12 protein-coding genes, 1 other RNA gene and 1 pseudogene are annotated in these 12851 nt (G+C 71.5%); 13 read left to right on the forward strand and 1 reads right to left on the reverse strand.

All coding sequences use genetic code 11. The features are described from left to right. Nucleotides 1–44: 44 nt before the first annotated feature. Nucleotides 45–806: a sulfite exporter TauE/SafE family protein gene (locus tag ONA70_RS09530; protein ID WP_265005989.1), complete on the reverse strand. Its 762-nt coding sequence runs from the start codon at nucleotides 804–806 to the stop codon at nucleotides 45–47. Nucleotides 807–929: 123 nt separating this feature from the next. Between ONA70_RS09530 and ONA70_RS09535 the strand changes: the two genes are divergently transcribed. The 13 genes and pseudogenes from ONA70_RS09535 (at nucleotide 930) to ONA70_RS09595 (ending at nucleotide 12605) form a co-directional block, all read left to right on the forward strand. Then, entirely contained in the window at nucleotides 930–1439 is a 510-nt protein-coding gene (locus tag ONA70_RS09535) for a SigE family RNA polymerase sigma factor (protein ID WP_265005990.1), read from the forward strand. Further along, nucleotides 1436–2845 carry a hypothetical protein gene (locus ONA70_RS09540; protein WP_265005991.1) on the forward strand — a complete coding sequence of 470 codons (1410 nt, stop codon included), beginning with the start codon at nucleotides 1436–1438 and terminating at the stop codon, nucleotides 2843–2845. Before ONA70_RS09535 ends, ONA70_RS09540 begins: the two co-directional genes overlap by 4 nt. Nucleotides 2846–3010: 165 nt before the next feature. After that, a complete protein-coding gene (locus ONA70_RS09545) occupies nucleotides 3011–3295 on the forward strand; it encodes a hypothetical protein (protein ID WP_265005992.1) in 285 nt (94 codons plus the stop codon). A gap of 14 nt (nucleotides 3296–3309) precedes the next feature. Beyond that, nucleotides 3310–3678: a PIN domain-containing protein gene (locus ONA70_RS09550; RefSeq protein WP_265005993.1), complete on the forward strand. Its 369-nt coding sequence runs from the start codon at nucleotides 3310–3312 to the stop codon at nucleotides 3676–3678. A 69-nt stretch (nucleotides 3679–3747) separates the two neighbouring features. After that, nucleotides 3748–4158: RNase P RNA component class A (gene rnpB / locus ONA70_RS09555), an RNA gene on the forward strand. A 309-nt stretch (nucleotides 4159–4467) separates the two neighbouring features. Continuing rightward, on the forward strand, nucleotides 4468–5007 hold the full coding sequence (locus ONA70_RS09560) for an NUDIX domain-containing protein (protein ID WP_265005994.1): 540 nt from the start codon (nucleotides 4468–4470) through the stop codon (nucleotides 5005–5007). Between the two features lie 447 nt (nucleotides 5008–5454). Then, the gene (locus ONA70_RS09565; protein ID WP_265005995.1) at nucleotides 5455–5760 is read left to right on the forward strand and encodes a site-specific integrase; all 306 of its coding nucleotides are present in this window, start codon (nucleotides 5455–5457) and stop codon (nucleotides 5758–5760) included. 573 nt (nucleotides 5761–6333) lie between these two features. Beyond that, nucleotides 6334–7344 (forward strand): annotated as a pseudogene (locus tag ONA70_RS09570) (THUMP-like domain-containing protein); the annotation flags it as partial. A 70-nt stretch (nucleotides 7345–7414) separates the two neighbouring features. Beyond that, nucleotides 7415–7894, forward strand: a complete 480-nt coding sequence (gene ybaK / locus ONA70_RS09575; protein ID WP_265005996.1) for a Cys-tRNA(Pro) deacylase — start codon at nucleotides 7415–7417, stop codon at nucleotides 7892–7894. A 219-nt stretch (nucleotides 7895–8113) separates the two neighbouring features. Continuing rightward, the gene (locus tag ONA70_RS09580) at nucleotides 8114–9217 is read left to right on the forward strand and encodes a sugar ABC transporter substrate-binding protein (RefSeq protein WP_265005997.1); all 1104 of its coding nucleotides are present in this window, start codon (nucleotides 8114–8116) and stop codon (nucleotides 9215–9217) included. Between the two features lie 105 nt (nucleotides 9218–9322). Beyond that, complete coding sequence (locus tag ONA70_RS09585; RefSeq protein ID WP_265005998.1) at nucleotides 9323–10141, forward strand: ATP-binding cassette domain-containing protein; 819 nt, start codon at nucleotides 9323–9325, stop codon at nucleotides 10139–10141. Continuing rightward, nucleotides 10138–11397, forward strand: a complete 1260-nt coding sequence (locus ONA70_RS09590) for a sugar ABC transporter permease (protein WP_265005999.1) — start codon at nucleotides 10138–10140, stop codon at nucleotides 11395–11397. Before ONA70_RS09585 ends, ONA70_RS09590 begins: the two co-directional genes overlap by 4 nt. Before the next feature lie 26 nt (nucleotides 11398–11423). Next, nucleotides 11424–12605: an ROK family protein gene (locus ONA70_RS09595; protein ID WP_265006000.1), complete on the forward strand. Its 1182-nt coding sequence runs from the start codon at nucleotides 11424–11426 to the stop codon at nucleotides 12603–12605. Nucleotides 12606–12851: the final 246 nt, after the last annotated feature.

The following is a 12851-nucleotide window of genomic DNA, read 5'->3' on the forward strand; positions in this document are numbered from 1 at the left end:
CGGGCGCAGCGTCGCGCCCGGGGCGGTCCGTCGTTGCGAGTCGGTCAGCGCAGCGCACGCCAGAGCAGGAAGAGGCCGATCACCGTGCCGAACACCACGATGACGGTCTTCAGCACGACTGGCGGCAGCCGCCGGACCAGCCGGGCGCCCACGTACCCGCCGATCAGGGTGGCCGGCGCGACCACCGCGACCGCCGCCCAGTCCACCGGGCCGAAGAGCGCGAACACCACCAGCGTGGTCAGCCCCACCACGGCCGAGAGCAGGTTCTTGATGGCCGACACCCGGGCCAGCGTCGCGTCCAGCACCAGGGCCAGGCCAGCCACCAGCATCACCCCGAGCGCCGCGCCGAAATAGCCGCCGTACACGGTGCCGAGCCCGACCATGGCCTGCACGGTGAGGGTACGGCGGCGCGGGCTGAGCTCGGCCGGATGGCCGACCAGCCGGCGCAGCGGGTCCTGGAACGCCAGCACGGCGGTCGCGCCCAGCACCAGGAACGGCACCACCAGCTCGAATGCCCGCGCCGGGGTGGCCAGCAGCAGCACGCTGCCGACTATCGTGCCGAATACGGCGGTGGGCAGCAGACTCCACAGCCGACGACCATGCGGCAGATCCTGCCGGCTGCCGGCGACGCTCGCCACGTAGCCCGGGAACACCGAGACCGAGTTGCTGACGTTCGCCGGCACCGGCGGCAGGCCGGTCGCGATCAGCGCCGGGAAGGTGATCAGGGAGCCACCCCCGGCCACCGCGTTCACCGTGCCCGCGGCGAGACCGGCGGCGAGCAGAAGCGCGGCGTCGGAGAGGTTCATGGTTACCGGAGGCTAGTACGACCCCGCCGGAACTCAACTTTTCGTTACCCTCCCGCGTCGTTCCCAGCGAACGAGCCTGACGAAGGGAGCGAGCCGTGCATCGTCACGACGGGGGGCCGGCCGGTGGATGATCCGGAGTTCCGCGAGTTCGTGCAGGTCCACTACGCCGACCTGCTGCGCACCGCGTACCTGCTGACCGGCAACCGCGACGCCGCCCAGGACCTGGTGCACGTGGCGCTGCTGAAGGTGATGCGGCACTGGCAGCGGGTCGACGAACCGATGGCGTACGTGCGGCGGGCGATGGTGAACGAGCGGACCAGCCGCTGGCGCCGCATCGGGCTGCGGGAGCTGCTCACCTCGACGGTGCCGGAGCGGGTCGGCCCGGACAGCACCGACGGGGTGGCGGTCCGGGACGAACTGCTCGCCGCGCTGGACCGGCTGCCGGTCCGGATGCGCACCGTGCTGGTGCTGCGCTACTGGGAGGACCTGCCCGAGGCGGAGGTGGCCGCTGTCCTGGGCTGCTCCCTCGGGACGGTGAAGAGCCAGGCGGCCCGCGGGCTGGCCCGGCTGCGGGAGGTGCTGGCCGAGCCGCGGCCACGGATGGCCGGCGGGTTGCTGGGGGAGCGGGCATGAGTGTGAACGAACTGCGGGCGGGGCTGGCCCGGATCGCCGAGACGGTGGTGCCGGGCGAGGACCCGTACGAGCGGCTGATGCGGCACGCACGGCGGCGCCGGCGGTACCGATGGGCCGGCGCGGGCGCGCTGCTCGCCGGGCTGCTCGCCACCGTGCTGGTCGTGCCCGCCACCGGGGTCGGAGGCCTGCCCACCTGGCTCCGCGACCCAGCGGGCGGGTCCGGCTATCCGGTCACCAGTGACTGGGTCTGGCGGCTCCTCGACTCGCCCACCCGGGGCAGCCTCGGAGCCGACCGGCCGCTGGTCGACGAGCTGACCCGGGTTTTCGACCAGGATCGCGACCGGGTCGGGATGAGCCGCGCCCTGCCGACCGTGAAGGTGCTCTTCGCCGACGACACCGCCGGGGTACGCACCGTCGTGGTCGCCTACCACTCCGACACCGCTGCGGCGCTGGTGTCGAGGACCGGACCGGTCAGGGCCGCGCCGCGGCAGCTCGTCCGCGCCGGCGGCGTGAGCAACCTGCCGGTGTCACCGTTTTCCGTCCTCGGTGACAGCATCCACGGAACCACCTGGCTGCTCGGCCTCGCCCCGGCCGGCTGCACCGTCACCGCCGCCCAGTCCGCGACGGTGGACGCCGACGGCGCGGTGCGACGGACCTGGCAGAGCGTCCCCACGCCGGGCTACCTCCTCCTCACCGAAGAGCGCATCCGCGGCTGGTGGCGGGTCGAGTGCGACGGTGCGATCCGGGAGCAGGGGCCGGTCGGCTTCCGCGTCGGGGAGTTCACCAGCGGATCGGGCCCTGCCCAGGGTGACGAGCTCAGGGCGGCGGAACAGGCGGCGGTGGCGTCGTACCAGGTGCTCGCCGAGGGCGCGGGCCTGCCAGCCGAACCCGCCCCGGTGCGCCGCTGGTCCGGCCGGATCCCCGGCGAGGGCATCCCGGCCTCCATCGCCGGGCCGGCCTCGGGCATCGGGCCGTACGTCCTCCAGCTCGGCACCACTCCGAAGGCCCTCCTGGCCACGGCCGGGCCGGACGACACCCGACCCGACGACACCGAAACCCTCGCGGCGAGCCGGGCCGACTGGGCGCTGGTGGCCACTGCCGTCAGCACCTCCCCGGGGCTGGTCGCCGTACGCGTGCCGGCCCGGTCCGGTGGGCACGCGGTCCTCACCGACCAGCTGCTGGTCGCCCCGGCGTCCGGGGAAGCCGCCGAGGTGGAGGCCGTCGGAACCGGGGGCCGTTCGACCGCCCCGGTGGACAACGGTTTCGCGATCCTCACCGTGCCGATGGGCGCGGACGTCACCCTGCGGGCGCTGGACGCGAACGGAAACCTCCTCGCCGCGCAGCGGCTGCGCGAGCCGGCGGCGGGAGAGCGCATCTTCAACGAGGAGCTCATCTCGGCCTGGTAGCGGACGGTGCGGGAGCGGTCGTCCCCGCCGCTCCCGCCCGGCTCGCCGACGGGCGCCCGCTGGCGGCGACCGTCCCCGACCGCCTGAAAGGATGCCGGGTCCCGTTGTTTCGACGCGCCGCCGCAGGACCGGCCGCCGGCGGTATACCGGCCGTATACTGCGCCCATGGACACGACGATCAAGGTGAGCGCCGAGGTGCGGGACCGGTTGGCGGTGCTGGCCCGAGAGCGGGGCGTCACGATACGCGACCTGGTGTCCGGATTGGCGTACGCCACACCCACCCGTGGCGAACTCGGGGACCGCGCCGCCAAGGCGGAGGCCTACCTTCGGTCCCGTCTCGCCGCCGATCTCGCCGAGGCGGACCTGGCCCGGGCGGATGCGGTGTGGGTGGACCTCGAGGCCGGTGACGTGCCGGAGAGCTTGGCTTCGCCTCGGCGCCCTGCCGCGTGACCATGGCCGGTGTCGTGTTCGATCACAGCGCCCTGCTCGCCTTCGGGGCGGGGCACCGGCTGCTCTCCGCTCTCGTCGTCCAGGCACATCGCGGGTCCAACCGTCGGCTCTTCGTGCCGGCGCTCTGTCTGGCAGCCGCCTCCGCGCGGCGTCCGGCCCTCGGCGAGCACGTCGGGGCGTTGCCGATGATGGACGTCGCCGAGCTGCGGTATCCGGGCGCGCTCGCCGTGGGGCAGTTGGTGAAGCAGGGCGTGGACTGGCAACTGGCCCACGCGGTGGTGCTCGGCCGTCCTGATCCCGAGTGGCCCGAGGGGCGCCCGGTGCTCACCGAGTCACCGAAGGCGTATGCCGGGCTGGGCGTGGTGACGATCGACATCGGCTGAGCGACCGTCATGCGGCTGGGTGGGAAATGGGCGCGGCGGTGCCGTCGTTAGGATGATGAGCGCGACGGACGAGTCGACCGGGCGGTCGCGTCGACGGGCTGCGGCCCGTCGCCGAGGAACGTCCGGACTCCACAGGGCAGGGTGGTTGCTAACGGCAACCCGGGGTGACCCGCGGGACAGTGCCACAGAAAACAGACCGCCGACCCCTAAACGGGACGGTAAGGGTGAAACGGTGGGGTAAGAGCCCACCAGCATCCCGGGTGACCGGGGTGGCTCGGTAAACCCCACCCGGAGCAAGGCCAAGAAAGGGCCGTCATCGCGAGATGACGACCCGCGCAGACGCTTGAGGGCTGCCCGCCCGATGTCTGCGGGTAGGCCGCTGGAGCCTGCCGGCGACGGTAGGCCGAGATGGATGGCCGCCGCCGACGCGCCTTCGGGCCGCGTCGGTCACAGAATCCGGCGTACAGGTCGACTCGTCCGTCGCCCATCAGGTCAGAGCCGCGATCAAGGCTTTGACCTGGTTCTATTTCCTGGCGTCGATGGTCGTCGTCGGTCAACATTGGTCGCCGTTTCATGGCCTGGCGACGGCCTGACGGCCTGGAAACGGCCTGATCTTGGGCGGCGGAGCTTCAGTTTGGAAGAGCGTGCTCAAGCGATCGCGATGTCCGAAACGCCCTGCAGGGGCTGCAGAGCTTCTTGCCTCTCGTGCCTACTGATGACCGCTGGGTGCCACGGTTACTGGCCCGTGGATGGCCCATCGGCGTGACCTGATGTCGGTACGCTCCCGTGATGGCGATCTCTCCCTACCTGCGGGATCTGCGTACGAAGGTCGGGCGGCAGCTGTTGATGCTGCCCTCGGTCAGTGGCGTGGTCTTCAACGAAGACGACATCCTCCTCGTGCGACGCGTCGACAACGGATGGTGGTCACTTCCAGCAGGAGCGGTCGACCCAGGTGAGCAACCGGCAGACGCTGTCATCCGCGAGGTTGAGGAAGAGACTGGCGTGGAGGTCGTCGTCCAGAGCATCGCGGGCGTTGCGCTCTACCCTCGCACCTACCCCAACGGCGATATCTGCCAGTACATGAACGTCTGGTTCCGCTGCCGTTCAGTCGGGGGCCAAGCGCGGGTTAACGACGATGAGGGGCTGGCCGCCCGATGGTTTCCTGTCCGGGCGCTGCCAGAGCTGGAACCGAGCGCCAAGCTCCGGATTGAAGCCACCCTCACCAACCGTGAGGGCGCGTGGTTCGCCCGTCCGGGCGAGCAGTACGACGCACTGACCATGTCGCCAGTTCGTGAAGGCATTGACCCGAACGCGGGTGCGAGACGCTGACAAGTGCTGTCTGTCGTCGTCTTGCGCCGTATGCCGCTCCAGGGCTTGGCGGATCTCCTCGTCGGGCAGTCGCCAGACCGTCCAGCCTCCCCGGGCGGGGACAAGGTGGAGCGCCCTACCGGACGAACGACCTTGGCCCCGTCCGGGGAGGCTGGTAGCCCTTTGGGTGCCCGGCGAGGTGATCCGCCCCCCGGGCCGATCTCTGAGGAGGGTCGGGGTTCGGGGCGGAGCCCCGAGGTCTTCAAAGGTTCGTCCGCCAGCGCGGCCGGCCGGCCCGGCCGATGCCGGCCGGAGGTCGCCAGCAGGCCGGGGCCGGGCCGGCGCGGCCCGCTTGCGGGCCGCCTTGACGGTGGCTGGCTGCATGTCGTTCGGCAACTCAAGCTCGTCCGGTCACGCCTGGTCTTCGGGCTGCCCAAGAACGACCGCGACCGGCGCATCCCGCTGCCCGTGACGGTGGTCGACGCCCTGCGCGAACATCTCGATTGGTGCAAGCCGGTAGAGATCACCTTGCCGTGGGAGGACCCGTTCAGCGAGGAGCGGGTCACGGTGCCGCTGGTGCTGACCACGCCGCGCAACGGCGCGATCAACCGCGCGACCTTCGACGCAAAGAGCTGGAAGCCGGCGCTGACCGCCGCCGGCATCGTGCCGACCAGGGCGACGGGCATGCACGCCCTGCGGCACTTCTACGCCTCGGCGCTGCTCGATGCGGGGGGAGAGCATCAAGGCCCTGGCGGCGTACCTCGGCCACGCTGACCCCGGGTTCACGCTCCGGGTCTACACCCATCTGATGCCGGCCAGCGAGGAACGCACCCGCCGGGCGATCGATGACCTGTTCCGGGACACCCGCCCGGGGCCTGACGGCCTGGCGACGGACTGAGCGCGATCATCGCGGGAGTTTGCGCAGGTCAAGGCATGTTCCCGTAGGAGTATCCGGCGTACAGGTCGACTCGTCCGTCGCCCACCAGCTCAGAGACCTGATCAAGGCTCTGGCCTGGTTCTATGTTCGGGTGTCGATGGTCGTCGTTGGTCAACTTTGGCCGGCGTTTGACGCCCTGGGGACGCCCTGACGCCCTGGTGACGCCCTGGCGGAGCTTCAGTTTGAAAGGACGAAGATCACGGCCGGCAGGGACCTGGTGGGCCAGGTCATGGCAGGAAGCGCGTGACCATTCGTGCCTGCACGCCATGTCGCCGGTGGTCTGTCCCGGGCGGTGTCCGGCGGCGGGCTTGGCTGTACCGATGGCTGTACAGCCACCTTCTAATCCGCAGATTCCTGTTGATGGCTCCCGTCAGCGGAGCGTGCGCTCGGACGTCTCGGAATGGTGTTCGTCCCGGGCGGGGCTGGAGCAGGCCACCCGCCGGGTGGTCGCCGACCGGCGGGCCGCCCGGCTGCGCGCCGCCGGGGTGCGCACCCTCGCCGACCTGGGTTGCGGCCTCGGCGCGGACGCGCTCGCCGCCGCCCGCGCCGGCATCCGGGTGTACGGGGTGGAGGCCGACCCGGTGACCGCCGCGATGGCCGCCGCGAACGCCGAGGCGGCCGGGCTGGCCGAGCTGTTCACCGTCGAGTGCGGGGACGCGACGGCGTTCGACGTGACCCGGGTCGACGGGGTCTTCTGCGACCCGGCCCGGCGGGCGGCCGGCACCGGGCGGCGGATCTTCGACCCGAACGCCTACTCGCCGCCCTGGGACTTCGTGACCGGGCTGGCCGAACGGGTGCCGCACACCGTGGTCAAGGTGGCCCCCGGCCTGGACCACGCGCTGATCCCGGCGGGCGCCGAGGCGGAGTGGGTCAGCGTGGACGGCGACCTGGTCGAGGCGGCCCTCTGGTGCGGCGCGCTGGCCGAGGTCCCCCGCCGCGCCACCCTGCTGCGCGGCAAGGACGGGCCCCTTGTTAACGCCTCCGGTAGAGCAGGGGGCCCCTCTTATCAACTCGCCGGCTCCGGCAACGCCGAGGCGCCGGTCGGCCCGGTCCGCGGTTTCCTGTACGACCCGGACCCGGCGGTGGTCCGCGCGCACTTGGTCGCCGAACTGGCCGGCGAGCTGTCCGCCACGCTGGCCGACCCGACGATCGCCTACCTGTACGCCGACGCGGCGCGACCCACCCCGTTCGCTCGGTGCCTGGCGATCACCGATGTGCTGCCGTTCTCGCTCAAGCGACTGCGTACGCTGCTGCGCGAGCGGCGGGTGGGCCGGGTGGAGATCCTCAAGCGGGGCTCGGCGCTGGAGCCGGAGAAGCTGCGCCGGGACCTGAAGTTGGCCGGGGACGGCTCGGCCAGCCTGGTGCTGACCCGGGTGGCCGGCGCACCGACCGTGCTGGTCTGCCACCCGGTGACGGGCTGAGCCGGCGTCGGATTCCCGGCCGACAGGTTTCCGCTCGCCCCGCGGCCCCAGCCGGGTTAGCTTGTCGGGCATGGCGGGACAGGGCACTCCGGCGACGGCACTGCTGACCAAGCGGAAGATCGCCCACAGCACCCACCCGTACGACGTCTCCCCGGACGCGCCGAGCTACGGCGCGCTGGTCGCGGCGGCCCTCGGGGTGCCCCCGGAGCGGGTCTTCAAGTCACTGGTCACCGAGGTCGACGGCGGGCTCACCGTGGCGGTCGTCCCGGTCACCGGCGAGCTGGACCTGAAGGCGCTGGCCGCCGCCGTCGGCGGCAAGCGGGCGGCCATGGCGGACCGGACCGTCGCCGAGCGGACGACCGGGTACGTCCGGGGCGGGATCAGCCCCCTCGGCCAGCGCAAGCGCCTGCCCACCGTGGTCGACGCGTCCGCGCTCGCGCATCCGACGGTCTACGTCTCGGCCGGTCGTCGCGGCCTGCAACTGCAACTCGCCCCGGCGGACCTGGTCGCGCTGACCGACGCCGTGACGGCCCCGATCGCCACCGCCTGAACCCCTTCGCGGGCCCGCCGGGAGCATCTCCGGAGGTCACGCAGGGAGCGCTCTCAGCGGGGTGACAGCCGGGTGACAGTTGCGTTGCTGAATTGTTACCGCCGCCAACAAAACTCTGACCTCGACAGTCTTGCGCCTTCGCGGCGGCGGGGAATACGTTGCCGGACACAACAAAACACCGAGCACCACTTCCCCCACGCTCCGAAAGGACCCGTGCACATGCGCAAGGGCTTCCTCACCTTCGCGGCCGTCGGTCTCCTCGCGACCGGCAGCATGGCCGCCTGTGGTGACAACGGCGGTTCCTCCGACCAGGCCGGCGGCTCGAACGACAAGAAGCCGAAGATCGGCGTGATCCTCCCGGACAGCAAGTCCTCCGCCCGCTGGGAGGGCGCGGACCGCAAGTTCCTGGAGGACGCTTTCAAGGCCGCGAACGTCGACTACGACATCCAGAACGCCCAGGGCGACAAGACGCAGTTCCAGACCATCGCCGACCAGATGATCACCAACGGCGTCACTGCCCTCATGATCGTCAACCTGGACTCCGGCACCGGTAAGGCCGTGCTCGACAAGGCCAAGTCGCAGGGCGTGGCCACCATCGACTACGACCGGCTCACCCTGGGCGGCTCCGCCCAGTACTACGTGAGCTTCGACAACGAGGCGGTCGGCAAGCTCCAGGGCGAGGGCCTGAGCAAGTGCCTGACCGACAAGGGCGTGAAGAACCCCGCGATCGCCTACCTGAACGGCTCGCCGACCGACAACAACGCGACCCTGTTCAAGAACGGGTACGACTCGGTGCTCAAGCCGAAGTTCGACTCGAAGGAGTACACCAAGGTCGCCGACGACTCCGTGCCGGACTGGGACAACGCCCAGGCCGCCACGATCTTCGAGCAGCAGCTCACCAAGGCCGGCGGCAAGATCGACGGCGTGCTGGCCGCCAACGACGGCCTCGGCAACGCGGCCATCTCGGTGCTCAAGAAGAACAAGCTCAACGGCAAGGTGCCGGTGACCGGCCAGGACGCCACCGTCCAGGGCCTGCAGAACATCCTCGCCGGGGACCAGTGCATGACCGTCTACAAGGCGATCAAGAAGGAGGCGGACGCCGCCGCCGAGCTGGCCATCGCGGTCGCCAAGGGCGACAAGAAGGACACCGGGCAGACGGTCAAGGACCCGGAGGGCAACCGGGACGTCCCGGCCGTCCTGCTGGAGCCGAAGGCCATCTACAAGGACAACGTCAAGGACGTCGTGGCCGACGGGTTCGTCACCAAGGACGAGCTCTGCACCGGCAACTACGCCAAGCTCTGCGCCGCCGCCGGCATCAGCTGACCCACCCGCTTCAGGCGGCGCCGCCCGGCACGGGACAACCCCGTGCCGGGCGGCGCCCACGCCGGACGGGATCCGAGTCCTCCCCTCCGCCCGAAGGAGAACCCCGTGTCCGCAACCCCCCTGCTGGAGCTACGCGGGATCGACAAGAGCTTCGGTCCCGTCCAGGTGCTGCGTGACGTCGCGTTCAGCGCGCACGCCGGTGAGGTGACCGCGCTGGTCGGCGACAACGGCGCCGGCAAGTCGACCCTCGTCAAGTGCATCAGCGGCATCTACCCCACCGACGCCGGTGAGTTCCACTTCGACGGCCAGCCGGTAAGCATCAACAGCCCCCGTGACGCCGCCGCGCTGGGCATCGAGGTCGTCTACCAGGACCTCGCGCTCTGCGACAACCTCGACATCGTGCAGAACATGTTCCTCGGCCGGGAGAAGCGCAGCGGCATCGTGCTCGACGAGCCGACCATGGAGCAGATGGCCGCCGAGACCCTGGCCGGGCTGAGCGTCCGCACGGTCAAGTCGCTACGCCAGCACGTCGCCAGCCTCTCCGGCGGCCAGCGGCAGACCGTGGCCATCGCCAAGGCCGTGCTCTGGAACAGCAAGCTGGTCATCCTGGACGAGCCGACCGCCGCGCTCGGCGTCGCGCAGACCGCGCAGGTGCTCGAACTGGTCCGCCGGCTGGCCGACAACGGCCTGGCCGTCGTGCTCATCTCGCACAACATGAACGACGTCTTCGCGGTCTCCGACCGGATCGCCGCGCTCTACCTCGGCCAGATGGTCGCCCAGGTGAAGACCACCGACATCACCCACTCGCAGGTGGTCGAGCTGATCACCGCCGGCCGCTCCGGCAACCTCGGCCTCGCCGCCGAACCGGTCAGCAACGGCGCCGGCGCCGCGCCCGCCGACACCACCCCAGGAGCCGTCCGATGACCACCACCGTCGTGAAGAAGGAAGGCCCCGCCGCCGTCGCGCCGACGCCCACGGTGGGCAGCCATCTGAACAACTACTGGCGCCGGGTACGCGGCGGGGACATCGGCGCGCTGCCCGCGGTGGCCATGCTGCTGGCGCTCTGCGTCGGCTTCTCCATCGCGCGTCCGTCGTTCTTCACCGCCGGCAACTTCGCGAACCTCTTCACCCAGGGCGCGGCCGTCACCCTGATCGCGATGGGCCTGGTCTTCGTCCTGCTGCTCGGCGAGATCGACCTCTCCGCCGGTTTCGCCAGCGGCGTCTGCGCGGCGGTGCTGGCCAACGTGGTCACCGTCCTCGGCTACCCCTGGTACGTGGCGGTGCTCGCCGCCGTCGTCACCGGCGTGGTGATCGGCACCGTGCTCGGCCTGCTGGTCGCGAAGGTCGGCATCCCGTCCTTCGTGGTCACCCTGGCCGGCTTCCTCGCGTTCCAGGGCATCGTGCTGATGCTCATGAAGGAGGGCGCCAACATCTCGGTGCGCGACGACACCCTGGTCGCCATCGCCAACCGCAACCTCTCCCCCGCGCTGGGCTGGGCGCTGGCCGCCGTGGCGGTCGCCGGGTACGCGGCCGTGCAGCTGCTGCGACACCACAACCGGGCGGCCCGCGGCCTGCTCACCGACCCGATCGCGGTGGTGGTCGCCCGGATCGCCGGCCTCGCCGTCATCCTCGGCGCCGCGGTCTACGTGCTCAACCTGGAGCGCAGCCGCAACGTGCTGGTCGTCTCGCTCAAGGGCGTGCCGATCGTGGTGCCGATCATCGCGCTGCTGCTGGTCGCCTGGACCTTCGTGCTCCAGCGCACGAGCTACGGCCGGCACGTCTACGCGGTCGGCGGCAACGCCGAGGCCGCCCGCCGGGCCGGTATCAGCGTGGACCGGATCCGCGTCTCCGTCTTCGTCATCTGCTCCACCATGGCGGCGGTCGGCGGCATCGTGGCGGCCAGCCGGGCCAACTCGGTGGACCCCAACACCGGGGGCAGTAACGTACTGCTCTACGCCGTCGGCGCGGCGGTGATCGGCGGTACCAGCCTCTTCGGCGGCAAGGGCCGGGTCCTCGACGCCGTGCTCGGTGGCGCGGTGGTCGCGGTCATCGACAACGGTATGGGACTGATGGGGTACAGCTCGGGCGTGAAGTACGTGGTCACCGGCGTGGTCCTGCTCGCCGCGGCCACGATCGACGCGCTGTCCCGGCGTCGGGCCGCCGCCACCGGCACCCGCTGAAGCCCCGCACGGAAATGGCTGTGGCAATGCGTGCGGGACCGAGTCAGGACGACATCCGTCGGCAGAACCTGGGCGCACTGCTCCGCTACGTGCACGTGCACGGGGCGACCAGCCGTGCGGAACTGACCACCGCGCTCGGGCTCAACCGCAGCACCATCGGCGCGCTGACCGCCGACCTGGCCGGCGCCGGTCTGGTCAGCGAGGGGACGCCGAAGGAGACCGGCCGGGCCGGACGACCGTCGCTGGTCGTCCGGCCCGAGTCGGCCCGGGTGTACGCGTACGCGTACAGCGTGGAGGTGGACCGGCTGCGGGCCGCCCGGGTCGGTCTCGGCGGTGAGGTGCTCGATCGCCGGGAGCTGGACCGGCCGCGGAATCTGGTCGCCGGAAAGGCCGCGCCGCTGCTGGCCGGCGCGGTCAAGGAGATGCACCAGTCGGTACCGGCGGGCTCGATCTGTGTCGGGGCCGGGGCGGCGATCTGCGGCATGGTCCGCCGCGAGGACGGGCTGGTCCGGCTCAGCCCGACCACCGGTTGGGTGGACGAGCCGATCGGCGCGGCGCTCGCCGCCGAGCTGGGCATCGACGTGCCGATCACGGTGGGGAACGTGGCCGACGTGGCCGCCTTCGCCGAGCACGCCCGCGGCGTCGCCGCCGGCTGCGACAACGTCATCTACCTGTACGGGGACGTCGGCGTCGGGGCCGGCATCATCGCCGGCGGGCGGCGGCTCACCGGGCACCGCGGGTACAGCGGCGAGGTCGGGCACATGGTGGTGGTCCGGGACGGCATGCTCTGCGACTGCGGGCGCCGGGGCTGCTGGGAGACCGAGATCGGCGAGCACGGGCTGCTCCGCGCCGCCGGCCGCTCCGAGGCCCGGGGCCGGGACTCGCTGCTCGGCGTCTTCGACGCCGCCGACCGGGGCGACGCCCGCGCCCAGACCGCGGTCCGGCAGGCCGGCGACTGGCTCGGCTTCGGGGTGGCCAACCTGGTCAACATCTTCAACCCGGAGATGGTCATCTTCGGTGGCACCATGCGCGACCTCTACCTGGCCGCCGCCGCCCAGGTACGCAGCCGGCTCAACTCCAACGGACTGCCCGCCTGCCTGGAGCACGTGCGGCTGCGTACCCCCAAGCTCGGCGACGACGCGGCGCTGATCGGGGCGGCCGAACTGGCCTTCGAACGGCTCCTCGCCGACCCCCTCGACGTCGGCTGACCCGGGGCAGCCGCACCGGTAGGGGATCGCTAGGCTTGCCTCGCCCGGGCGCGGGTTGGTCCGCGTTCCTCCACAGTCGACTGAACGGAGTGGCCGCGTGACCGAGCAGCACCGACCGGACGGCCTGCTCGGCCGCTTCACCGCCGTTCGCGGCGTCGCCGACACGGCCGACGGCCTGGTGCACGTCGAGCTCGACGGAACGGGCGAACTGCTCGCCCTCGACCTCGATCCGCGGGCCATGCGGCT

The sequence above is a fragment of the Micromonospora yasonensis genome (genome assembly GCF_026013475.1).
In the GTDB taxonomy this organism is placed as follows: domain Bacteria; phylum Actinomycetota; class Actinomycetes; order Mycobacteriales; family Micromonosporaceae; genus Micromonospora; species Micromonospora yasonensis.